This is a genomic window from Bacteroides sp. An322 (assembly GCF_002161765.1).
Classification (GTDB): Bacteria; Bacteroidota; Bacteroidia; order Bacteroidales; family Bacteroidaceae; genus Phocaeicola; species Phocaeicola merdavium.
This window is the reverse complement of sequence record NZ_NFIN01000004.1, coordinates 39,044-61,362: the sequence shown is the minus strand read 5'-3', so window position 1 is coordinate 61,362 and position 22,319 is coordinate 39,044. Positions and strand designations below refer to the sequence as shown.

Genomic DNA, 22,319 nt, shown 5'->3' with positions numbered 1-22,319 from the left:
ATGAACGGCACATTCATCCTTCTTACCATTGCCGTTTATTTCGGCATTCTGTTGTTGGTGGCACATATTACATCGGTGCGCAGCAGTGATAACGATGCTTTTTTCCGTGGCAATAGGAAATCACCTTGGTACATCGTCTCTTTTGGTATGATTGGAGCTTCGCTGTCGGGAGTGACTTTTGTTTCGGTGCCCGGCATGGTGGGAAGCATCGATATGACTTATATGCAGACTTGTTTGGGATTTTTTGTCGGCTATCTGCTTATTGCCCGTGTGTTGCTTCCTCTTTACTATAAATTGAATCTCATTTCCATTTATACTTATTTGCAGACACGTTTCGGCAGACGGTCGTATAAGACGGGCGCGTCTTTTTTCTTGGTATCGAAAATGTTAGGGGCAGCTGCAAGGCTTTACTTGGTCTGCTTGATTCTACAACATTATGTGTTTGATGCTTATCACGTCCCGTTTGTGTTGACGGCTGTGGGTACGGTGGTCTTAATTTGGCTTTATACGCGGAAAAGCGGTATTCGCACAATCGTTTGGACCGATAGTTTACAGACCTTTTGTTTGCTGGTTGCTTTACTCCTTATTATATATAGGGTGGTAGGGACATTAGGAGTGGATTGGCGTACGGCATTTGATGCAGTGACAAGTAGCGAGCATAGCCGGATATTCGTATTCGATGATTGGCATTCGAAGCAAAATTTCTTCAAGCAATTCTTTAGCGGCATTTTTATTACCATTGTTATGACAGGGCTTGACCAGGACATGATGCAGAAAAATCTGACCTGCCGCAATTTGAAAGAGGCACAGAAGAATATGTATTGTTACGGTTTCTCATTCGTGCCTGTCAATTTCTTGTTTTTGGTGTTGGGAGTCTTGTTGTTGCTTGTTGCACCACAATTGGGTGTGGTATTGCCGACGAAGGGTGACGATATTCTTCCGATGTTTGCAGCAGAAGGTTATTTGGGTCCGGTGGTTTTGGTCCTGTTTACCATTGGTATTATCGCTGCTGCTTTTTCGAGTGCCGATTCGGCTTTGGCAGCACTTACGACCAGCTTTTGCATTGATATTTTAGAGGTAGGACGGTTTTCCGAAGGGAAGGCACAGCGTATCCGGCGTTGGACGCATGTGGGCATATCAACGGTTTTCGTAGGTTGTATTTTAATATTCGAGGCAATAGATAGTTCCAGTGTAATTGATATGATTTACATATTGGCATCGTATACTTACGGACCGTTATTAGGCATGTTTGCTTTTGGAATGTTTACCCGAAGGATGCCGCACGACCGTTTTGTGCCTTACGTTGCTTTGCTTTCTCCTATCGTTTGTTACGTTGTGGACCGATTGGTGTTTCTGTACACAGGGTATGCTTTTGGTTATGAAATGTTGATGTTTAATGGGTTTCTTACGTTCGCAGGTCTGTGGTTGTTAAGCTATAAAGTGTTAAAAAGCTGATGCAGAACATAAAAATTACTATTTGCAATTCGGAGAAAACCTTGTAATTTCGCAGCCAAAACTAAACAACCTAAACAAGGATATCATGAAGGCACTGATTATTACATTATTTTGCGGGCTGATGACGGTAAATACGCTTTTCGCTAAAGAGTTTGAGCGTCCGACATCTGTTGATTATCAAAAGGGAGTGGAAGCACTGAACGAAGGTGACATCGAACAAGCCTATACTTGTTTGACGAATGAATTGAATGTTCATCCGAAGAACGGTTATGCGCATTGTTATATGGCGTTGGTTTGCAATTTTTGTGGGGATGCGAAGTTGGCTTTTCATGCAGTGAATGAAAGTTTGCGTTTTATTCCGAAAGCAGATACAGAATATCGTGCTTTTGCTTATTACACTCGTGGTATGTTGTTGATGAACGCACAGGCATACGATGAGGCTGAAAAAGATTTGAATGAAGCTATTCGTCTGACACCATCGGATGTGGAGAACTATAAAGCACGTGCTGAAGTTTATATGAATATGGGTAAGTATGAGGAATCGTTAGCAGATTTGCAGACAGCTATGAAGCTGGATAGCCATGCCGATGTGTACGACTTGATGATGCAATTGCTTGAAGCCAATCCCGATCCTGTGTTTTTCGACCAAGTGACATCGGCATTCAGCAACGCTACGGCATCTCGTTGAATTTTTATTGATATAGAAATGCAGATTAGCGCAGATTTACGCAGATTTAAATAAGATAATAGTCCGCGTAAATCTGCGCTAATCTGCGTTTAAACAGTTCTTAGGAATATCTCCGTGGAAATCGGAACACGATACAAAGCGCAGCTACCACTCCCAATGCGATAGGATAATATAAATAAGGTATAATATTGAGTGGGGAGAGTCCCGTCAGTCCTGCTGCAATAAGCATTTGCGCTCCATAGGGGATAATGCCTTGTACTACACACGAAAATGTATCAAGTATGCTGGCACTTTTCCGTTTGTCTACTTTATATTCTTCAGCTATTTTGCTTGCTAATGGTCCTACGGTGATGATGGCGATGGTATTGTTTGCCGTACAGAAGTTGGCGAGGCTGACCAGTGCCGCAATGCTGAACTCGGCACCTCGTTTACTACGGATGTGTTCAGTCAGCCGATGCAGGATGTAATCTATTCCTCCATTAAACCGTATTAGTTCCAGCATTCCTCCAGCCATGAGGGTAATGATAATCAGTTCGCCCATTCCTAATACCCCTTCTCCCATAGAGCCGAACCATCCGAACAAGTCGAATGAACCGTATGTCAATCCGATGATGCCGGTAGAAAGCAATCCTAGCAACAATACCAAGGTGACATTTATCCCCGCAATGGAAGTTCCCAATACAATCAGATAGGGGATAATTTTAACCCATTCAATTGTCTGGATATCCGGATGGGCTTCGGTTTGCATACCATAGATAATATAATAAACAAGTACAAGCAAGGCTGCTGGAAGTGCGATTAGAAAATTGACGCGGAATTTGTCGCGCATTACGCAACCTTGGGTACGGGTAGCGGCAATGGTTGTATCGGAGATAAAAGAAAGATTGTCGCCGAAAAAAGCTCCTCCAACCACAATGGCAGTCATAAAAGCCATGCTGATGTCGGTCTTGGCTGCAATTCCTGCGGCTACAGGAGCAAGGGCTACAATGGTTCCGACCGATGTGCCAATGGAGAGCGAAATAAAGCAGGAAGCTAAAAATACGCCTGCCAATAATAAGTTTTCTGGAAGTAACCAAAGAGTCAGATTGACAGTTGCGTCAATGGCTCCCATGGCTTTGGCTGACTGTGCAAATGCTCCGGCGAGAATGAATATCCAAATCATTAACATGATGTTCGTATTGGCAGCACCGGACGAATATTGTAGGATACGGTCGTTCAGGCTTAGCCCCTTGGTAGTAGCGACGGCATAGATTGAAGCTGTTAGAAAAGCAACGGTGATAGGTACTTTATAGAAATCGTTGACGATGATAGAAGTCACCAAATACATGCAGAGAAATACTACAAGCGGCATCAGTGCCCAGCCGTTGGGCTTGTTGACGATAGGGGTGAGTTTATTATAATCCATGAGTTGTAATGTCTGTAAAAATCGTTGCAAAGATAATATTTTTCAGGTGAATTTCTGTTTACGTTCGTTTGATAAAATGAAGTAAATCCGGACATTGTGTGGAGATATGAATAGATTGTGTCTAAAAACATAGTTTAGTAACACGGACTGAAAAATTGCATTTCTCATCATTAATTTCTAATTTGCGCGGCGTTATGAGAGATATGAGAAACATATCCTTTTATTTTTTTATTTAAATCTTGAGTACCATGAAAGTATATCAGACCAACGAAATTAAAAACATTGCTCTTCTTGGCAATGACGGATCAGGTAAAACCACCCTCACAGAAGCGTTGCTCTATGAGAGTGGTATTATAAAACGTCGTGGCAGAATTACTGCCAAAAATACAGTCAGCGATTATTTCCCGGTAGAGCAGGAGTACGGATACTCTGTATTCTCTACCGTTTATCATGTGGAATGGAATGGCAAGAAATTGAATATCATAGACTGTCCGGGAAGTGACGACTTTGTGGGTGCAGCTCTTACGGCATTGAATGTGACAGATACAGCAGTTCTGCTTTTGAACGGACAATACGGTCCGGAAGTAGGAACACAGAACCATTTCCGCTATACAGAAAAGTTAGGTAAACCGGTTATCTTCTTGGTGAACCAGTTGGATAGCGAAAAATGTGATTTTGATCATGTATTGGAACAGTTAAGAGAAAATTACGGGTCGAAAGTTGTTCCCGTTCAATATCCCATTAGTACAGGTCCCGACTTTAATTCGTTGATTGATGTACTTTTAATGAAAAAATATTCGTGGAAGCCTGAAGGCGGCGAACCTACGATTGAAGAAATTCCTGCTGAGGAAATGGAGAAAGCCCAGGCTTGGCATAAGGTGCTGGTAGAGGCTGCAGCCGAGCACGATGAAACTTTAATGGAGAAATTCTTCGAATCAGACTCGTTGACTGAAGATGAAATGCGTGAAGGTATCCGCAAGGGATTGGTTGCACGAGGCATGTTTCCCGTATTCTGTGTATGTGCAGGAAAGGATATGGGCGTACGCCGTCTGATGGAATTCTTGGGCAATGTAGTTCCTTTTGTTGACGAAATGCCGGTTGTACATAATACACGTGGTGTGCCTGTTCCGCCCGATCCGAACGGACCGACTTCACTTTATTTCTTCAAGACAGCTGTAGAACCGCATATTGGTGATGTTCAGTATTTTAAAGTCATGAGTGGCGTTGTTCATGAAGGAGATGACTTGACGAATGCTGACCGTGGCTCAAAAGAACGTATGGCACAGCTGTATGTATGTGCAGGTGCAATCCGTGAGAAGGTAGAAGAATTGCGTGCCGGAGATATTGGTTGTACGGTAAAATTGAAAGATGTGAAGACGGGTAATACCTTGAATGGCAAGGATTGCGACAACCGTTTTAATTTCATCAAGTATCCGAATCCGAAGTACACACGTGCCATTAAGCCTGTGAACGAGGCAGATATGGAAAAGATGATGGCGATACTGAACCGTATGCGTGAAGAAGACCCGACGTGGGTGGTAGAGCAATCGAAAGAATTGAAACAAATTTTGGTTCACGGTCAAGGAGAATTCCATTTGCGTACGTTGAAGTGGCGTATGGAAAATAATGAAAAGTTGCCTGTTCAGTACTTGGAACCCAAAATTCCTTATCGCGAAACCATAACGAAAGCTGCTCGTGCCGATTATCGTCATAAGAAACAATCTGGAGGTGCAGGTCAATTTGGTGAAGTACATTTGATAGTAGAGCCTTATTATGAAGGAATGCCTGCTCCGGATACTTACAAATTCAATGGTCAGGAATTCAAAGTTACAGTAAAAGGAACAGAGACTATTGATTTGGAATGGGGCGGTAAATTGGTATTTATTAACAGTGTAGTGGGAGGTGCGATTGATGCACGTTTCATGCCAGCTATATTAAAAGGTATCATGAGCCGTATGGAACAAGGTCCGTTGACTGGTTCTTATGCCCGCGATGTACGTGTGATTGTCTACGATGGCAAGATGCATCCGGTAGATTCCAATGAAATCTCGTTTATGCTTGCGGGTCGTCATGCATTTAGCGATGCGTTCAAAAATGCTGGTCCAAAGATTTTGGAACCGATTTATGACGTAGAAGTATTCTGCCCGAGCGATAAGTTGGGTGATGTGATGAGCGACATGCAAAGTCGTAGAGGCATGATTATGGGTATGAGTAGTGAAAAGGGATATGAAAAATTAGCGGCAAAAGTTCCTTTGAAAGAAATGTCTAATTATTCAACCGCTTTAAGCTCATTGACCGGAGGTCGTGCATCGTTCATTATGAAGTTCGCCAGCTACGAACTTGTTCCGGCAGATGTTCAGACGAAGTTAATGAAAGAGTTCGAAGAACAAGAAAAGGACGAAATGTAAACAAGTTACTGTTTTTATATGTTTAAAGGTCGCATTTCTTAAAATGCGGCCTTTTTTTATTTAACTTAGCTTAAACTATTAGGGATATTTATTTGTTATTGATTTAAAATTTTATTAATTTTGCAAGCAGGTAAGTAGGCTGAGGCTATGAAATGCTTATTTTGATATGTAAAATGAATGTTTCAGTTAATATAAAAGAATCTGAGATTAAAACATGTTAAGCAAAGTGTATCGTAACGGTTAGCCATGTAAATTTGCCTCCATGAAAAAGTCAACGATTTGGATATTAGGTATTGTGATGGGGCTTTCTTTTCTAAGCTTGCTGTATTTACAGGTAAGCTATATTGAAGAGATGGTCAAGATGCGCAAAGAACAGTTCGAAGAAAATGTAGGACGTAGTCTTGCGCAAGCAGTTCATAATTTGGAACTGGTAGAGACAAAGAAATACTTGGAGAAAGATGTTGTGGCAACCGAACGGGCTGCACGGCTTTCGCGTCAATTGCAGATGCCTTCAATGAGTGCCGACACGAGCCGGAATGTTGTTTCGCATCGGCAATTCACGATGACTTCTCCTGATGGGAGCACTTTCTCCAGCTTTGAATGGAAAACGATTATTAATCGTCCTTCCAGTGTTCCGAAAGTGATTATTTCTACGGGAAAGAATATCCCGCAGACTTCACGGAACTTGCAGGAGATTTTGAAAGAACGTTACGTCTATCAACGTGCTTTGCTGGATGAGGTTATTTATAATATCCTTTATACGGCAAGTGATAAACCGTTGAAAGAGCGTATTAATTTCAAGCAATTGGATTATTACTTGAATTCGGAACTGAAGAACAATGGGGTGGATATCCCTTATCATTTTACGGTGACCGATCGGGATGGAAAGGAAGTGTACCGTTGTTCGGATTATGAATACGATAATGAGAAGATTTATTCTCGTTTGCTCTTTGAAAAAGACCCTCCGGCAAAGATGGGGTTTGTCAATGTGTTTTTCCCGACGATGGATAATTACATCTTTAGTTCGGTACGGTTTATGATACCTTCGATTATTTTTACGTTGGTGTTGCTGGTGACATTCATATTTACCATTTATATCATATTCCGCCAAAAGAAACTGACTGAAATAAAGAATGATTTCATTAATAATATGACGCATGAGTTCAAGACTCCGATTTCGACCATTTCGTTGGCGGCTCAGATGTTGAATGACCCGGCTGTCGGTAAATCTCCTCAGATGTTTAAACACATTTCGGGAGTGATTAATGACGAAACAAAACGGTTGCGTTTCCAGGTGGAGAAAGTGTTGCAGATGTCCATGTTCGAGCGTCAGAAGGCTACGCTGAAAATGAAAGAAGTGGATGCCAATGAATTGGTATATAATGTGACCAATACGTTCCGGCTGAAAGTGGAGAATTGTAATGGTACGTTGGATGTGGCTTTAGATGCAGACGACCCGTTTATCTTTGTCGATGAGATGCATTTCACCAATGTGATTTTCAACTTGCTTGATAATGCATTGAAATATAAGAAGCCTGATGTCAACATCCACTTGAAAGTGCGTACATGGAATGACGACGGAAAGCTCCATATCTCAATCGAAGATAATGGAATTGGAATAAAGAAAGAAAATTTGAAAAAGATATTTGATAAGTTCTATCGGGTTCATACCGGCAATTTGCATGATGTGAAAGGGTTTGGTTTGGGCTTGGCCTATGTGAAGAAAATCATAACAGATCACAAAGGAACAATACGTGCCGAAAGTGAACTGAATGTGGGTACTAAATTTATTATTGTATTACCTTTATTTAAAGAAGAATAAAAATGGACGAGAAATTGCGTATTTTATTGTGCGAAGATGATGAGAATCTTGGCATGTTGTTAAGAGAATATTTACAGGCAAAGGGGTATTCGGCAGAATTGTTCCCAGACGGAGAAGCCGGTTATAAGGCTTTTTTGAAGAATAAATACGATTTGTGTGTGCTGGATGTGATGATGCCGAAAAAAGACGGTTTCACCTTGGCTCAGGAAATCCGTCAGGCGAATACGGAAATCCCTATTATCTTCCTTACGGCGAAGACGTTGAAAGAAGATATTTTGGAAGGATTTAAGATTGGTGCGGACGATTATATCACTAAACCTTTCAGCATGGAAGAGCTGACCTTCCGTATCGAAGCGATTCTGCGTCGTGTGCGTGGAAAACGGAATAGGGAAAGTAATATGTATAAAATCGGACGCTTTACATTTGATACTCAAAAGCAGATTTTGTCTATCGGCGACAAGCAGACAAAACTGACTACAAAAGAATCGGAATTGCTGGGATTATTGTGTGCACATGCCAATGAGATTCTTCAGCGCGACTTTGCATTGAAGACCATTTGGATTGATGACAATTATTTTAATGCACGGAGCATGGATGTGTATATCACAAAATTGCGCAAACATTTGAAGGATGATGATTCTATTGAGATTATCAATATTCATGGAAAAGGTTATAAACTGATTACTCCTGATCAAGATTAATATTACGAAGAGGGTGTTTCAAATTGAAAATCAGCTTTCATATTGAAACACCCTCTTTTTTATTGCTTCGAGGCAGAGAGTATCAATCAATCAGCTCAATCAAAGAAATTATTTAAGAAAAAGTACGTATCTCTTTGTAAGTTAGAGAAAAAGTTGTACCTTTGCGCCGCAAATAAAAAATTTATTATTAATAATTTAATTAACGAATAGTATGAATCAATACGAAACCGTTTTCATTTTAACTCCCGTTTTGTCTGACGTACAGATGAAGGAAGCGGTAGAAAAGTTCAAGGCTATCTTGACACAAGAAGGTGCTGAGATCATCAACGAAGAAAACTGGGGATTGAAGAAATTGGCTTATCCAATCCAGAAGAAATCTACGGGTTTCTATCAATTGATTGAGTTTAAGGCAGACCCGTCTGTAATCGCAAAATTGGATGTCAATTATCGTCGTGACGAACGTGTTATCCGTTTCTTGACTTTCAGAATGGATAAGTATGCTGCAGAATATGCTGCAAAGAGAAGAAATTTAAAATCAACTAAAAAGGAGGAAAATTAATCATGGCACAGCAACAATCAGAAATTAGATATTTAACTCCGCCCTCAGTAGACGTTAAGAAGAAGAAATACTGCCGTTTCAAGAAAAGCGGTATCAAGTATATCGACTACAAAGATCCTGAATTCTTGAAGAAATTCTTGAATGAACAAGGTAAAATCCTTCCGCGCCGTATCACCGGTACTTCATTGAAGTATCAACGTCGTGTTGCGCAGGCTGTTAAGAGAGCTCGTCATTTGGCTTTGCTGCCTTTTGTAACTGATATGATGAAATAATTAAAGGAGGAATAAGTATGGAAATTATTTTGAAAGAAGACGTAGCGAACTTGGGCTACAAGAATGATATTGTAACCGTTAAGTCTGGTTATGGTCGTAACTATCTTATTCCGACTGGCAAGGCTGTCATCGCTTCACCGGCTGCAAAGAAAATGTTGGCTGAAGAATTGAAGCAACGTGCTCATAAATTGGAAAAGATTAAGAAAGATGCTGAAGCTGTAGCAGAATCGTTGAAAGGTATTTCGTTGACTATCCCGACTAAGGTTAGTGCTACGGGTGTTATCTATGGTTCTGTAGGCAATATTCAGATTGCAGACGAATTGGCTAAATTGGGTCATAACATCGATCGTAAGATTATCGTTGTTAAGGGTCAGGTAAAAGAAGTTGGTCAATATACCGCTGTAGTAAAACTTCATAAGGAAGTTGCAGTTGAAATTCCTTTCGAAGTAGTAGCAGAAGAAGCTTAATTTGTTATCTGTAAATACTTGATAAAAAGCCCCGGTCAGGAACATTCCCCGACCGGGGCTCTTTTTTTGTTAAGGTAGGTTCATAGGAAGATGCATACGGCTTCATTGCCTGACGAAGCCGGATGCATCAAGCTATGAAGCCGTATGCATTGGCAGATGAAGCAGGGTTCGTTTAACTATGGGAAAAGCGAATTGGGGGATAGGGGAGGAGAAAGTGGATTGTCGGATAGAAATGAAAGGGCATAAAAAAAGTCTGTAGGCTGAGCTTACAGACTTTCAATTCTCTCTAAAAATGTTCGAGATGATTATTCAGCAACTGTAGCTGAATCAGTTGCAACTGCTGCTGTAGAATCTACTGCTGTAGAATCGTCAACAACCGGAGCTGCTTCTTCTACTACTGTTGAATCTACTGTGCTTTCAGTGTTAGCTGCTTTGTTACCGCAAGAAGCGAAAGATACAGCAACGAATGCTACGAACAAAAATACTAATTTTTTCATTTTCTTTGCTTTTTTAAATCTGTAATACTTATGTTGTCTTCTTAAAACGCTGCAAAGATATAGACTTTTTTAATATGTTGTTCACGAAAACGGATTTTTTTTTCAAAAAAATATGTTTTAGAAAATATTTTCTTGTAAAATGCTTTTCGGTATCTTTCAAAATCCAGCCTCTTTTCGTTTTGTGGGTTTATTTATCTACAATCTCTATTTCTGATGTGCCCGTCACTTCAATGTACCGCTCATTGGTTAACGCTTATTGGCTAAAGACGAGAACTCTATGCGGATTGTTGGATTGGAGATATTTATTTTCGAATCATTTTTAAAGCGTTCCTTTTTGCGGCTGCTATGCTTGGGGATGAATCTTGCGGCATCATATCCAAACACAATGTCAGTTCCTTGCATAAATCGGGATAAGGTTTGCACATTCTTGCGGCGAGTTTTATCATCACAGAACGTGAACCGTCGCTTTCTTTGGGGGCAGCCAGATGCGTAAGGCAAAAATCCAATAATTTACCGTCCGGCTCATCCATTGGCATATCTGTAAGAATAGTCAGTATCAGCCCACGGCGGAAACAAAGCTCTGCAGATGTTGCCATATCGACCAATTCCTCGTAGTGCGGAAGTAGATAAATCCTTTTGTCCTCCTTGGATAAATGGGACAGTACCCATGCTGCATTATAAGCCACACGAGGATTGTCTGCTTGTTTCATAGCGGTAAACATAGTCTCAATGCCGCATTCATCGTAATGCAGATTGCCGGTTATTGCCATAACCTGCGCTTTTGAAAGTCTGATATCCAATGGAGTCATAAGGAGTATGATAATGTAAGGAGTTGCCTCAATCCGCTTACAAAGATAAGGGATTTTTCCGATAATTTATTATCGTTAGCGGCATTTGTTCGATTATTCCGGCAGGATTGAGTAACTTTGCAGGCGGAATACATTATTATATACGATATGATAGATACGACTATTTTTCAGAATAAGAAAGCGGTATATTATACATTGGGGTGCAAATTGAATTTTGCGGAAACTTCTACTATCGGGAAGATGCTGAAAGAAGCGGGAGTGCGCACCGTGCGCCCCGGCGAGAAAGCGGATATTTGCATTGTCAATACTTGTTCGGTGACGGAAGTGGCGGACAAGAAATGCCGGCAAGCCATTCATCGGTTGGTGAAAAAGCATCCGGGAGCTTTTGTGGTGGTGATGGGATGTTATGCCCAGTTGAAGCCGGAGCAGGTCGCTGATATTGAAGGAGTGGACTTGGTATTGGGTGCCGAGCAGAAAGGCGACTTGATGAAGTATGTGGGAAACTTGGAAAAACATGCGCATGGCGAGGCTATAACTACTGCCGTGAAAGACATCCGCACCTTTGTCCCTTCTTGTTCGAGGGGCGACCGCACCCGTTATTTCCTGAAGGTGCAGGACGGATGCGATTATTTCTGCTCGTATTGCACGATTCCTTTTGCCCGTGGAAGAAGCCGGAACGGGAAGATAGCCGATTTGGTGGAACAGGCGCGCAGGGTAGCGGAAGAAGGCGGAAAGGAAATCGTATTGACCGGCGTGAATATCGGAGATTTCGGAAAAAGCACGGGCGAGACGTTCTTTGAGCTGGTTCAGGCATTGGACGAGGTGGAAGGTATCGAGCGGTACCGCATTTCTTCTATCGAGCCGAACTTGTTGACCGACGAGATTATTGCGTTTGTAGCCCAATCGAAACGGTTTATGCCTCATTTCCATGTACCGTTGCAATCCGGATGCGATGAGGTGCTGAAGCTGATGCGCCGGAGATACGATACCCAATTGTTCGCATCCAAGGTGCATACCATCAAGTCGTATATGCCCGATGCCTTTATCGGGGTGGATGTTATTGTTGGCACGAGGGGCGAGACGCCGGAATATTTTGAAAAGGCATACGGGTTTATTCAAGGATTGGATGTCACCCAATTGCATGTGTTTAGCTATTCGGAACGTCCTGGCACTCAAGCGTTGAAGATTGATTATACCGTTTCTCCCGAAGACAAACATGCGCGTAGCCAGCGTTTGCTTGCTTTATCCGATGAGAAGACTCGTGTTTTTTATGCCCGTCATATCGGACAGGAAGCTACGGTTTTGATGGAGCATTCTAAACCGGGTACGCCGATGCACGGATTTACTTCGAACTACATTCGGGTAGAATTGGCACACGATGATGTGTTGGACAATCAGCTCGTGCGGGTGCGTTTGGGAGACTTTAATGCGGAAGGGACGGCGTTGAAAGGTGTCCTTATTTAAAGAAACTGGAAAATGAATGGTATGCATAAAGTGGCTATAGTTATCTTGAACTGGAATGGAGCCAAAATGCTTCGTCGGTTTTTACCTTCTGTATTGACAGGGTCAAAAGGAGAAGGGGTGGAAATTTATGTAGCGGATAATGCTTCTACCGATGAGTCGTGCGAAGTGGTCGGGAAAGAATTCCCAACGGTTCATTTGATTCGATTAGACCAAAATTATGGTTTTGCAGAGGGGTATAATAAGGCTTTGGAATGTGTGGAAGCCGAATATGTGATGTTGCTGAATAGTGATGTCGAGGTGTCAGAAGATTGGTTGAAACCGTTGACAGAGTATATGGATGCACATCCGGAAGTAGTTGCCTGCCAACCCAAAATCTTGAGTTGGCGTGAGAAAAACCAGTTTGAATATGCTGGGGCTGCAGGCGGATTTATTGATAAGTATGGGTATCCTTTTTGCCGGGGGCGCATTTTTGAGGAAGTAGAAGAAGACCATGGACAATATGACAGTGTAATTCCTGTGTTTTGGGCCACTGGGGCTGCATTAATGATTCGTTTGGATGTTTATCGCAAAGTTGGCGGGCTGGACGGACGTTTCTTTGCTCACATGGAAGAGATCGATTTGTGTTGGCGTTTGCATAGCCGTGGATATCAGATTGTTTGCTTGCCGGAAAGTATTGTATATCATGTGGGTGGCGCTACATTGAAAAAAGAAAATCCTCGCAAAACGTTTTTGAATTTTCGGAATAACTTATTGATGTTATACAAGAACTTGCCGCAAGGGGAATTGGGTTCGGTTATGCGAATTAGGAAAATATTGGATTATATGGCTGCTTGCTTTTTCTTGTTAAAAGGAGATAGGGCAAACTTTCATGCAGTTTTACAGGCACGAAAGGAATATACAGCAATACGGTCTCAATTTGAGGCTGACCGGGAAAAGAATTTGCAGAAAAGTGTCTGCAAGGATGTTACAGGGCGGTATAAATTCAGTATTTTATGGCAGGCGAAAGTGCGTGGAAAGAGAACCTATGCAGAATTAATAAAACGTTAATAAAATATAAACCGGAAATATCGCAAAGAGAATGGTTAGAAATATGTTATATTTGTTAGCATTATAATATTTAAAAAGGAGTGATTATGACATTGATTGACGGAAAAGCCATTTCGGAACAGATTAAGCAAGAGATTGCTGCAGAGGTGGCGGATATTGTTGCAAAGGGCGGAAAGCGTCCGCATTTGGCTGCTATTTTGGTAGGACATGACGGTGGAAGCGAGACGTATGTGGCTTCGAAAGTAAAGGCTTGCGAGGTATGCGGATTCAAGTCTACATTGATCCGTTACGAAAGCGATGTGACGGAAGAAGAATTGCTGGCTAAGGTCCGCGAACTGAACGAAGACGATGATATCGACGGGTTTATCGTGCAGCTTCCTTTGCCTAAGCATATTTCGGAGCAAAAAGTGATAGAAACCATTGACTATCGGAAAGATGTAGACGGATTCCATCCGATTAACGTAGGGCGCATGTCTATCGGGCTTCCGTGTTACATTTCGGCTACGCCAAACGGTATCTTGGAATTGTTGAAGCGTTATCACATTGAGACACAAGGCAAGAAATGCGTTGTCTTGGGGCGCAGCAATATCGTAGGCAAGCCAATGGCGATGCTGATGATGCAGAAGAGCTATCCGGGAGATGCTACGGTGACCGTATGCCATAGCCGGAGCAAAGATTTGGTGAAAGAGTGCCGGGAAGCGGATATCATTATTGCCGCTATGGGACAACCCAACTTTGTAAAGGCGGATATGGTAAAAGAAGGAGCTGTAGTGATTGATGTCGGTACGACCCGTGTGCCGGACGCTACGAAAAAATCGGGCTTTAAGCTTACAGGTGACGTGAAGTTTGACGAAGTGTCTCCGAAGTGTTCGTACATCACTCCGGTTCCGGGCGGAGTAGGACCGATGACGATTGTTTCGTTGATGCGGAACACATTGCTTGCGGGTAAGAAGGCGATTTACCGATAATCAGTTTGTATGAAAAATATCCGCTGGAGGATGCATAGGGTAATATGGGCATTTCTATTCATGGAAATGTTCATGTTGCCTTGTGTGTATGCGTCAGGACAGAACGATACGTTGTCCTTGCTTTTTATAGGCGACTTGATGCAACATGATGCCCAGCTTGACGCTGCCCGGAGAAGCGACGGGAGTTTTGACTATTCGGCTTGTTTTGCGGAAGTTAGCTCCGAGATAAAGCGGGCGGATATTGCGGTGGGCAATCTGGAAGTTCCTTTAGGCGGAAAGCCCTATAGCGGATATCCGGCTTTCAGTGCTCCTGATGAGTGGCTGTATGCGATGCGTGATGCCGGATTCGATGTGATGTTAGCCGCTAATAATCATTGCCTTGACCGAGGCACAGAGGGATTGGTGCGGACGATAGAAATGTTCGATTCATTAGGCTTCGATTATGCAGGCGTTTATCGGGATTCGGTAGAGAGAGTGGAACGTTATCCGCTATTGGTCGAGAAAAAAGGGTTCCGTATCGCATTCCTTAATTATACGTATGGCACGAATGGCATACCGGTTACTCCTCCGGCTATTGTTAACCGGATTGACCGGGAACAGATTCGCCGGGATATTTTGTCGGCAAGGCGGATGAAGCCCGATGCTATCATCGCTTGCATGCATTGGGGGATAGAGTATGAATTGTTGCCCGAGCGGGCAGACCGTGAGTTGGCGGAATGGATGTTATCGTTAGGGGTAGACCATGTGATAGGTTCGCATCCGCACGTGGTGCAGCCGATTGAGGTGGTAGATACCTTATCCGATAGTGAACCTCATGTCGTGGTGTATTCGTTAGGCAATTTCATATCGAATATGAGCCGTCTGCATACCGATGGAGGTATGATGGTCAAGCTTCTTTTAAGGAAGACTCCGGAAAAGGCTCGGCTTGCCGGGTGTGGTTATTCGTTTGTGTGGACTTCCCGTCCGGTATTGAGCGGCAAGGGCAATTTCATTGTGTATCCTTCGCAAGTGCCTTTAGATGAGTTGAATACAGCGGAAAAAAGCCGTATGGATTTATTCTTAACGAATGTACGGAAGCTTTTTAAGCGTTATACAAAGGGAATAAATGAATACTTTTTAGAAAGAAAATGACGGAAAAATTTGCAGATTCAAAATAATTCCCTACCTTTGCACTCGCTTTTGAAAGGGTAATCAACACGGTGACTATAGTTCAGTTGGTTAGAGCGTCAGATTGTGGTTCTGAATGTCGTGGGTTCGAGTCCCACTAGTCACCCTTTCTTGAGTAAGTTTACATGGTGATTATAGTTCAGTTGGTTAGAGCGTCAGATTGTGGTTCTGAATGTCGTGGGTTCGAGTCCCACTAATCACCCCTTTAAATAAAGAGGATTTCCAGCGATGGATTTCCTCTTTTTTTGTTACGTTTTCTTGCAAGTGTGATGCATTTGCTATACCTTTGTATATATAGAATAAATATCGTTTTATGGAAGCAGTAAAAGTACGTAAATCAACCGCTTTCCGTTTGGATAACGCTTTATTGGAGCGTCTGAAAACGGAAGCCAAGCGTGAGAACCGCAGTCTGAATAGTCTTGTGGAGGCAATTCTTATGGATGCCATGTATTGTGTTCCCAATGCGGAAACGTTGGAGGCTATCGAGGAGGCGCGTTCAGGGAAATATGCGGGAGTATTAGATGCAAGTAGTTTCGATGCTTTTATGGAATCCGTCAATGCCATTGAGTAATGAAGAAAATTGTTTTAGTCTTTCATAGCGCATCTATTCATTAACTATCTTTTAAAAATCGAAGAAATTATCCGTCTTTTCTTGTAATTCTCTGTTATTAATTTGTTTTTTTTAAATAATTGCCTATATTTGCAAAAAAGTATGAATACTATGGTCGGCAAAGTAGGTGTTATTGTTTCTATTATCCTTTTCTGTATAGCGGTTGGAGTGTATAGTTTTGTCCAGCTTAGCGTGGCGGATAAGGGGAAGAATGTCGATTTGTTGTCTTTTGTTCCAGCCGATTGTATGGCTGTATTAGAGACGGATAATGCGGATTTCCTGGTTAATGAGTTCCCTCAGACCGCATACGCCATGCAATTGGATACCATTCAGAAGAGCGGGCTGTTTCCTCTTGTTTTTGATAATCTCTTTGCGTCTTCGGATAGCACCGTGCATCGTTTGAGTAATGGTATCGAACGGATGATGGTTAGCTTTCATTATCCGGTATCGGTGCGCAATGTCGTGATGTATTTCCAGACACACGAATCAGGAAGGGCTTTCCTGCAGAAGGTGATGCGGAAGAAAGAGTTGGAATTTGTTCCTAAGAAAGATGTTTATCGGGGGGAAGACATTGATATTTACGCTTTAGATAACGGCGAGTTTGTTTCCGCTTATTGCGGGAAAGGTTTTTGTGTCGTGAGTTATCAGAAGAATCTGATAGAGCAAGTGATTGATGCGGAGAAAGACGAGCTTTCTTTGTCGGGCGATGCGGTATTTATGGAAGGATATGAATCGAAGGCGGCAAATTTCATGACTTTGTACGGGCGGACAGCTTCCTTGCCTATGTTGGTAAAAGGGCATACACATTGCTGGAGCAGTTTCGATATTCATTTGAATAGTGAAGTCCTTTATTTAAGCGGTTCGATGATGTTTCCGGATTCTTGCCGGAATCAGGTTGTGGCGGATTTAGGCAGGATTGAGTTTGTATCAGAAAAAGGAGTGCTTGCGTTATCTGGGCAGCAAAAGGTGGATTCTTGCATTTCGGAGATTGCCGCTCTTCCGCAACATACGTTTTTCGAGGAATGCGTTTCTAATATGTCGCGCGACGCGTCTTTCATCTTTGTGGCAGATATGGATGAGATAGAGGATAGCATCGTTCGTTATCAGCCCTATTTGCCGAAGTTTGTAGCCCGTCATGCCGACCTTTTCCGTTCATTCATTTTTTCAGCTCAATTGACACGGATAGATAACCGGTTCTCCCATATTTTTGTATTTACTTATAAGAATTAAGCAACTTTATTTTGAATATTCCTTCTCAAGGGGGTATTGATTGGTAGGGTAGAGTCGTTTTTATATACTTTTATCATTAAAGCAAGAAAGCAATCCTGCGCTATTTGCTGTTCGTCCAACTATTCCACCAATGGTTGTCGCACTTCCGTTACCTTTTATTTCTTCTGTATTCCAACACCCGATGATATATAGCTGGGATTGTTAATCCTTCCACAAAGCACAGCCGCCTGCCTCTTGTGGTTGTGCGTAAAGGGCAGGCGGAATAATGGAGTATTATATGTTCTATCTATGGGGCTATGCTTTCCACAGTGGTTCTTCTTGCCAGTTTGCAGGGAAGCCCATAGCTTTTGTAATCGTTTGGGACTTGTCGTAGAGCAATGCGATGACTTTTTCCTTGAAATCGCTTTTCGGGTGGATGCTTTGTTCCAAATTCTGTCATGATGGGCACAAAGATTGCGAAGGACGGCAATACATTCCAAATACAGATATTGTGGAAGCCCGAAGCTATGCGCCACTGCCTTTTTCACATCCACATCGCTGAAATTGCAATACAGCTTGGAGAGCGTTCCGAATGAGACCACTTCCATTGTTTTCCAAATAGGAGGCAAAGACGGCTCATCATACTTGGAAAATGCTCCTGCAAGAAATCTTCCTTGGAACGGCTTACTTCCTTTTGAATGTTCTCCAAGCATTTCTGAAAAATATCCCTGTCCTTAAACAAGCTGGCATCCATAAACCAAAACGCCCCATATTTTTCCTAATGATAAGACATATTGATGCAACCGGATTTTCGGACAGACCCGAAAGTTCTATAGGTTGTTTGTCATATTTCATAACCTATATAAAAACGAAGTCCCGCCGTGGTACGCATCGTTGAGAGGCGTGGCAGGAACTGTTGCTGTAAAAGTACGACTTTATCTTGAACCCACTAAACTTTTTGCGAGGAGGAATGCGGACTTGACATAAAACATGACTTTTGCCTCGCTTTCATCTACGATTGCTTCTCCATTATTCACTTTCATGCATCTTTACTTCGCTCGGCAGAATGTGCAAGCACCCTATGTGCTCCGACAGGCTGGAAAACAAGCGTCCCGCCCTCCTCCACGGTGGGGAGAGGGGCGGGACGAAACGAATGGGGAGAACTTTTATTCCGTTCAAACTCCGGCAAGTTCTTCCATAAACTGATTTAACCGGATGACGTTTACTTTAGGAAAAGGAATCTTTTCCAATACCCGGAAGTGGGCATCCTCGCTGACAATGTAGTCCGCTCCTGCCACAATGGCGCAATCCACAAACTTATTGTCATCCGGGTCTTGCTCAATCAGGCGAAAACGGAAATGAGGGGTAAAGAACCGCGTGTACGGACTTCGGATGATTGCGTTGACGATATTGTGAGCCACAGCCGCATTGGCCACGCGCTCTATGATTTCCTCATACTCATCCACGATGTCATCGGTCACACACAGTTCATACTTCCCATCACGAAATGCCTGCCATGCTGAACGGTACGGGCTGTGTACCGACAACATCTGCACCAAACAATTGGTGTCCAATACCACTGCTCTTTTCATTGTTTGTAGGGGGTACGGTAATGGGCATTGCCCAATTCTTTTAATGTCTGTTCAGTCCATTTTCCGGACTGCCATAACTTTTCCATTTCTTCATCTGCCCGTCGGGCATAAAACTCGGATACGGCATGTTTCAGCGCATCCAGTTCTTCATCGCTCCGTATGTTTGCCATGATGTCGAGCATCTCCAGCTGTGCTTTGTTGAATACAGTTCTTTCCATAATTAGCTTTATTTCAGTTTGTCACAGGGCAAAAATACGAAATTCCTCCGAAACCTGTATGTGTTTCTTCCCATTATTTCGTCTCGTTTGTTTTCCAGTCTGTCAAAGAACGCGCAAGCCGAGCGCAATGTCCGTCAAGTTTGCTTGAACGGCATAGCCGAGGCGCAGCCGTTGTTCTGTAAAGAACGCTTTATCTTTATATCCTTTATCTTTGGCAAACTAGAAAACAAGCGTCCCGCCCTCCTCCACGGTGGGGAGAGGGGCGGGACGAAACGAATGGAGCGAACTCTCTTAGCTCTCTTTTACAATCTGCGTGAAATCAGACCAATCTTATGGCAAACATACTTCCTCCTTTGCCGGTTTGAACAGGTCTTCACGACCGAAGAACACGTTGCGGTCTTCGGTCTCCGCAGAAATCACGATGCCCACGAAGGGATTATTTTCCACTTGGATGATTGTGCCCGACACCCACTCCTTTTGCAAAGTCAGGTCGGGCGAAATGAGTACTTTATCTCCTACTTTCATATTTCCGTTCAATTAGGGGTTACCGATGCAAAGGTAACATAAATTCCCGAAAACCGGATGGCCGTCCGGCTTTTCTCTCCATTATTCCTTTTTCTAGTCTGTCAAAGCACATACAAGTCGAGTCCGCTCCCGTTCATGCACCAAAATGGCGGCCATGCTTGCGATGACCGCCACTGTCGTGAGCACCCATGCGGATATTTTCAGATGCAGTTTCTTATGTCCCAATGCGCTTCGTCTTTAGAATTATTTTCTTTGTAAGTTTCCGCCTTAGCCCAATAGATTTTCCGTTTAGTCATTGCTCGGCTCGGTGGCAGTGCCGCCACCCGTAGAAGCCTTCACGCTGCCCCGGTCGATGCTCAATTCCACCGCATTGGCGGCATCGCGCATCTTCTGCTTGGGCGTGAAGGTGATTTTCGGGGTCTTGAGGGCGTCTGCCACGGTGACTTCTTCGGGAGAATCCATCATCTTGAAGGGAACGGTGAGGCGGAACGAGCCGAGTTCGGCGAGATCCACGCTCATGCCCAATTTGAGAGCGTCGCACACGATGTTGCTTAGGCTGACAAGGGCGTTTTTCACGTCGCCCTCCGAAAGGGAGGTTTCGCGCACGATGCGTTCGATGACCATTTCGTTGGTCAGCTTCTGCTGGGTTTTCAACTTGGCAAAATATACGGTTTGCCCTTCACGCTTGCCGATAGGCTGCACTCTTGAATCAATTTCAAATTCCATCATAATGCTATCTCCTATATTTTTCGTTTTTTATATCATTTTCCCTGTAAGCTTGGGGAGTCATACTGAATTTTTTAGTGAAAAGCCTGTGGAAGGTACGCAATGACATACCGCATTTTTCCGCTACAGCATCCATCGTCCAGTTGGGATAATCGTGCAGAAGGGTTAAGGCGTATGAAAGGCGGAGGTCATGCAGGTAGTCGGACATGGACTTTTTGGCGAATACGGTGAACAACTTTCCCATCTTGTGCGGGGAGATGTTCATTTCCTTGGCAAACGCTTCCTTGTCGAAGTCCTTTAGCAGGAAAAGTTCCCGCTTTTCGATTTCATATTGGATGCGGTCGAACAGCCGGCGGTCGTCTGTTAGATTATCCTTTTCCGGTTGCACGTCCGGTACTGTCATTGATTCTGCACCGGAATTTGTTTCGGTTTCTGTTTTTCTTCCACTGGCAAGCGGGAAGACAGTTGTTTCACTTGTTTCTGCAAGGCGATAACTTCTTCCAGCTTACGGAAGAACGCTTTTCTGAAATCGGTCATTTCATTGAGGTTAGCGGTCAGCGTGTCGTTTTTCAAGGATATTTCCCGTTTCTTTCGGGCAATGGCTACAGTGAAGCATCCGCTGATGACGAGCAACACGCCGACAAAGCCCGCCACCGTCCACGCCAAGCGGCTTTCCTGTTGTTCTTCCTTTATCCGCGCGTCCTTTTCCTCGCTCTCATAAATTGCCGACCATTCCAATGCGTCCTCGGTCCGTTCCCGTTGGCGGAGCGTGTCCGTCAGGGCGAGCATCACGGCCTGCACCCGTGCCACTTCGCGGACATCGCCCTTGCATTGAAGTCGCCAAGCGGCATAAGGAACAGCAGGTAAACCTTGCCGAACAGGAACTCCGTCAGGTGAAATCGGAAATACGCACGGACAAGCTCAAAGGCGCAGCCACCGATGCAGCAACGGTCATAGTAAGCGGAGTAGGTTCTCTTTTCGGCAGCGGAAAAATGAAGAAACTGGAACTATCCAATGAAGAATTGCGTCAGGAAATCGCTAAACGGGACAAAGGAATTGATGACTTGAAAGCCCAAATGCGGCACATGCAGGAACAGCACGGCAGGCATATACGTAATCTGCAAGGAATACACAATCAGGAGCTTGAAGCCAAAGACAAGGAAATATCACGGCTGAATGCTATTCTTGAAAAGGCGTTAAAATGGTTTCCGATGCTCAGGGAGATGTTGAGAATGGAAAAGCTGTGCGCAGCCATCGGCTTCACCAAAGAAATGATAGAGAGCCTCCTGACAAAGAAAGAGGCTATCAGGTGCAACGGCAGGATTTATTCTGAAGAACACAGGCGGAAGTTTGATATCAAGAATGATGTTTTCAAGGTGGAAAAGAATCCGACCGATGGCAGCAAACTGGTATTGACAATCAACAAGCAACCGATTGGCGAATGGTTCAAAGAACAATGGGAGAAACTTCGGCAAGGTTTGCGGCAGTCAGCGGAAGAGCCAAGAAAAAGTAGAGGATTCAAGTTATAATTCCGTTCTATATTTCGAATTGGGGTAATCTTTTCCACGACATAAGAAAAAAGAAGAAATATAATGTTTATCTTGTAAGTGAAGATGTAGGAAATTTTCATACTGATGCAAGAGATAGTATATGGTTCTCACGCATATAGCTTGGAATGCTATTATTACATCTGCATCAAAGGTTTCCTAC

Annotated in this window: 24 protein-coding genes, 2 tRNA genes and 1 pseudogene; 17 read left to right on the top strand and 10 right to left on the bottom strand. The window is 43.3% G+C overall.

What is annotated here, in order from left to right:
• Both B5F91_RS03455 and B5F91_RS03450 read left to right on the top strand, forming a co-directional pair.
• Positions 1–1,455: a sodium:solute symporter gene (locus B5F91_RS03455; RefSeq protein WP_087427719.1), complete on the top strand. Its 1,455-nt coding sequence runs from the start codon at positions 1–3 to the stop codon at positions 1,453–1,455.
• Between the two features lie 85 nt (positions 1,456–1,540).
• Positions 1,541–2,143 (top strand): tetratricopeptide repeat protein, encoded by a 603-nt coding sequence (locus tag B5F91_RS03450; protein WP_087427718.1) that lies wholly within the window; start codon positions 1,541–1,543, stop codon positions 2,141–2,143.
• 100 nt (positions 2,144–2,243) lie between these two features.
• Here B5F91_RS03450 and B5F91_RS03445 read toward each other — a convergent pair whose 3' ends face one another.
• Positions 2,244–3,548 (bottom strand): Na+/H+ antiporter NhaC family protein, encoded by a 1,305-nt coding sequence (locus B5F91_RS03445; protein ID WP_087427717.1) that lies wholly within the window; start codon positions 3,546–3,548, stop codon positions 2,244–2,246.
• A 248-nt stretch (positions 3,549–3,796) separates the two neighbouring features.
• On the opposite strand from B5F91_RS03445, the gene B5F91_RS03440 reads away from it, so the two are divergent.
• The 6 genes from B5F91_RS03440 to rplI all read left to right on the top strand — a co-directional run bounded on the left by B5F91_RS03440 (position 3,797) and on the right by rplI (position 9,777).
• Positions 3,797–5,956 (top strand): elongation factor G, encoded by a 2,160-nt coding sequence (locus B5F91_RS03440; protein WP_087427716.1) that lies wholly within the window; start codon positions 3,797–3,799, stop codon positions 5,954–5,956.
• 262 nt (positions 5,957–6,218) lie between these two features.
• Entirely contained in the window at positions 6,219–7,778 is a 1,560-nt protein-coding gene (locus B5F91_RS03435; protein WP_087427715.1) for a HAMP domain-containing sensor histidine kinase, read from the top strand.
• Between the two features lie 2 nt (positions 7,779–7,780).
• Positions 7,781–8,479, top strand: a complete 699-nt coding sequence (locus B5F91_RS03430) for a response regulator transcription factor (protein WP_087427714.1) — start codon at positions 7,781–7,783, stop codon at positions 8,477–8,479.
• A gap of 211 nt (positions 8,480–8,690) precedes the next feature.
• Positions 8,691–9,038, top strand: coding sequence for a 30S ribosomal protein S6 (rpsF, locus tag B5F91_RS03425; RefSeq protein ID WP_087427713.1), 348 nt, complete (start codon positions 8,691–8,693; stop codon positions 9,036–9,038).
• A gap of 2 nt (positions 9,039–9,040) precedes the next feature.
• The gene (gene rpsR / locus B5F91_RS03420) at positions 9,041–9,310 is read left to right on the top strand and encodes a 30S ribosomal protein S18 (RefSeq protein WP_087427712.1); all 270 of its coding nucleotides are present in this window, start codon (positions 9,041–9,043) and stop codon (positions 9,308–9,310) included.
• 17 nt (positions 9,311–9,327) lie between these two features.
• Positions 9,328–9,777 carry a 50S ribosomal protein L9 gene (gene rplI, locus B5F91_RS03415; protein WP_087427711.1) on the top strand — a complete coding sequence of 150 codons (450 nt, stop codon included), beginning with the start codon at positions 9,328–9,330 and terminating at the stop codon, positions 9,775–9,777.
• A 305-nt stretch (positions 9,778–10,082) separates the two neighbouring features.
• Here rplI and B5F91_RS03410 read toward each other — a convergent pair whose 3' ends face one another.
• On the bottom strand, positions 10,083–10,274 hold the full coding sequence (locus tag B5F91_RS03410; RefSeq protein ID WP_087427710.1) for a hypothetical protein: 192 nt from the start codon (positions 10,272–10,274) through the stop codon (positions 10,083–10,085).
• A gap of 302 nt (positions 10,275–10,576) precedes the next feature.
• On the bottom strand, positions 10,577–11,083 hold the full coding sequence (locus B5F91_RS03405) for a hypothetical protein (RefSeq protein WP_087427709.1): 507 nt from the start codon (positions 11,081–11,083) through the stop codon (positions 10,577–10,579).
• 147 nt (positions 11,084–11,230) lie between these two features.
• Here B5F91_RS03405 and mtaB point away from each other — a divergent pair, with 147 nt between their 5' ends.
• The 8 genes from mtaB to B5F91_RS03365 all read left to right on the top strand — a co-directional run bounded on the left by mtaB (position 11,231) and on the right by B5F91_RS03365 (position 17,569).
• Complete coding sequence (mtaB, locus tag B5F91_RS03400) at positions 11,231–12,547, top strand: tRNA (N(6)-L-threonylcarbamoyladenosine(37)-C(2))-methylthiotransferase MtaB (protein WP_087427708.1); 1,317 nt, start codon at positions 11,231–11,233, stop codon at positions 12,545–12,547.
• 21 nt (positions 12,548–12,568) lie between these two features.
• Positions 12,569–13,594: a glycosyltransferase family 2 protein gene (locus B5F91_RS03395; RefSeq protein WP_087427707.1), complete on the top strand. Its 1,026-nt coding sequence runs from the start codon at positions 12,569–12,571 to the stop codon at positions 13,592–13,594.
• Between the two features lie 86 nt (positions 13,595–13,680).
• Positions 13,681–14,562, top strand: a complete 882-nt coding sequence (gene folD, locus B5F91_RS03390; RefSeq protein ID WP_087427706.1) for a bifunctional methylenetetrahydrofolate dehydrogenase/methenyltetrahydrofolate cyclohydrolase FolD — start codon at positions 13,681–13,683, stop codon at positions 14,560–14,562.
• A 60-nt stretch (positions 14,563–14,622) separates the two neighbouring features.
• Entirely contained in the window at positions 14,623–15,693 is a 1,071-nt protein-coding gene (locus tag B5F91_RS03385) for a CapA family protein (protein ID WP_087427798.1), read from the top strand.
• A 68-nt stretch (positions 15,694–15,761) separates the two neighbouring features.
• Positions 15,762–15,835, top strand: a tRNA-His gene (locus B5F91_RS03380).
• Positions 15,836–15,857: 22 nt separating this feature from the next.
• A tRNA-His gene (locus B5F91_RS03375) sits at positions 15,858–15,931 on the top strand.
• A 111-nt stretch (positions 15,932–16,042) separates the two neighbouring features.
• The gene (locus B5F91_RS03370; protein ID WP_087427705.1) at positions 16,043–16,300 is read left to right on the top strand and encodes a toxin-antitoxin system protein; all 258 of its coding nucleotides are present in this window, start codon (positions 16,043–16,045) and stop codon (positions 16,298–16,300) included.
• Between the two features lie 141 nt (positions 16,301–16,441).
• Positions 16,442–17,569, top strand: coding sequence for a DUF3352 domain-containing protein (locus B5F91_RS03365; RefSeq protein ID WP_239416218.1), 1,128 nt, complete (start codon positions 16,442–16,444; stop codon positions 17,567–17,569).
• Positions 17,570–17,724: 155 nt separating this feature from the next.
• Here B5F91_RS03365 and B5F91_RS03360 read toward each other — a convergent pair whose 3' ends face one another.
• The 7 genes from B5F91_RS03360 to B5F91_RS03330 all read right to left on the bottom strand — a co-directional run bounded on the left by B5F91_RS03360 (position 17,725) and on the right by B5F91_RS03330 (position 21,419).
• Entirely contained in the window at positions 17,725–18,261 is a 537-nt protein-coding gene (locus tag B5F91_RS03360) for an Abi family protein (protein ID WP_239416216.1), read from the bottom strand.
• Between the two features lie 462 nt (positions 18,262–18,723).
• Complete coding sequence (locus tag B5F91_RS03355) at positions 18,724–19,140, bottom strand: putative toxin-antitoxin system toxin component, PIN family (protein WP_087427704.1); 417 nt, start codon at positions 19,138–19,140, stop codon at positions 18,724–18,726.
• Positions 19,137–19,358 carry a hypothetical protein gene (locus tag B5F91_RS03350; protein ID WP_087427703.1) on the bottom strand — a complete coding sequence of 74 codons (222 nt, stop codon included), beginning with the start codon at positions 19,356–19,358 and terminating at the stop codon, positions 19,137–19,139. The genes B5F91_RS03355 and B5F91_RS03350 overlap by 4 nt, the downstream gene beginning before the upstream one ends.
• Positions 19,359–19,688: 330 nt before the next feature.
• Positions 19,689–19,883 carry a transcriptional regulator gene (locus tag B5F91_RS03345; protein WP_087427702.1) on the bottom strand — a complete coding sequence of 65 codons (195 nt, stop codon included), beginning with the start codon at positions 19,881–19,883 and terminating at the stop codon, positions 19,689–19,691.
• A 288-nt stretch (positions 19,884–20,171) separates the two neighbouring features.
• On the bottom strand, positions 20,172–20,612 hold the full coding sequence (locus B5F91_RS03340; RefSeq protein WP_087427701.1) for an HU family DNA-binding protein: 441 nt from the start codon (positions 20,610–20,612) through the stop codon (positions 20,172–20,174).
• 4 nt (positions 20,613–20,616) lie between these two features.
• A complete protein-coding gene (locus tag B5F91_RS03335) occupies positions 20,617–21,012 on the bottom strand; it encodes a helix-turn-helix domain-containing protein (RefSeq protein ID WP_087427700.1) in 396 nt (131 codons plus the stop codon).
• Positions 21,009–21,419 (bottom strand): hypothetical protein, encoded by a 411-nt coding sequence (locus tag B5F91_RS03330; RefSeq protein ID WP_144025064.1) that lies wholly within the window; start codon positions 21,417–21,419, stop codon positions 21,009–21,011. The genes B5F91_RS03335 and B5F91_RS03330 overlap by 4 nt, the downstream gene beginning before the upstream one ends.
• 32 nt (positions 21,420–21,451) lie before the next feature.
• Here B5F91_RS03330 and B5F91_RS15270 point away from each other — a divergent pair.
• Positions 21,452–22,138, top strand: a pseudogene (locus tag B5F91_RS15270) (mobilization protein); the annotation flags it as partial.
• Positions 22,139–22,319: the final 181 nt, after the last annotated feature.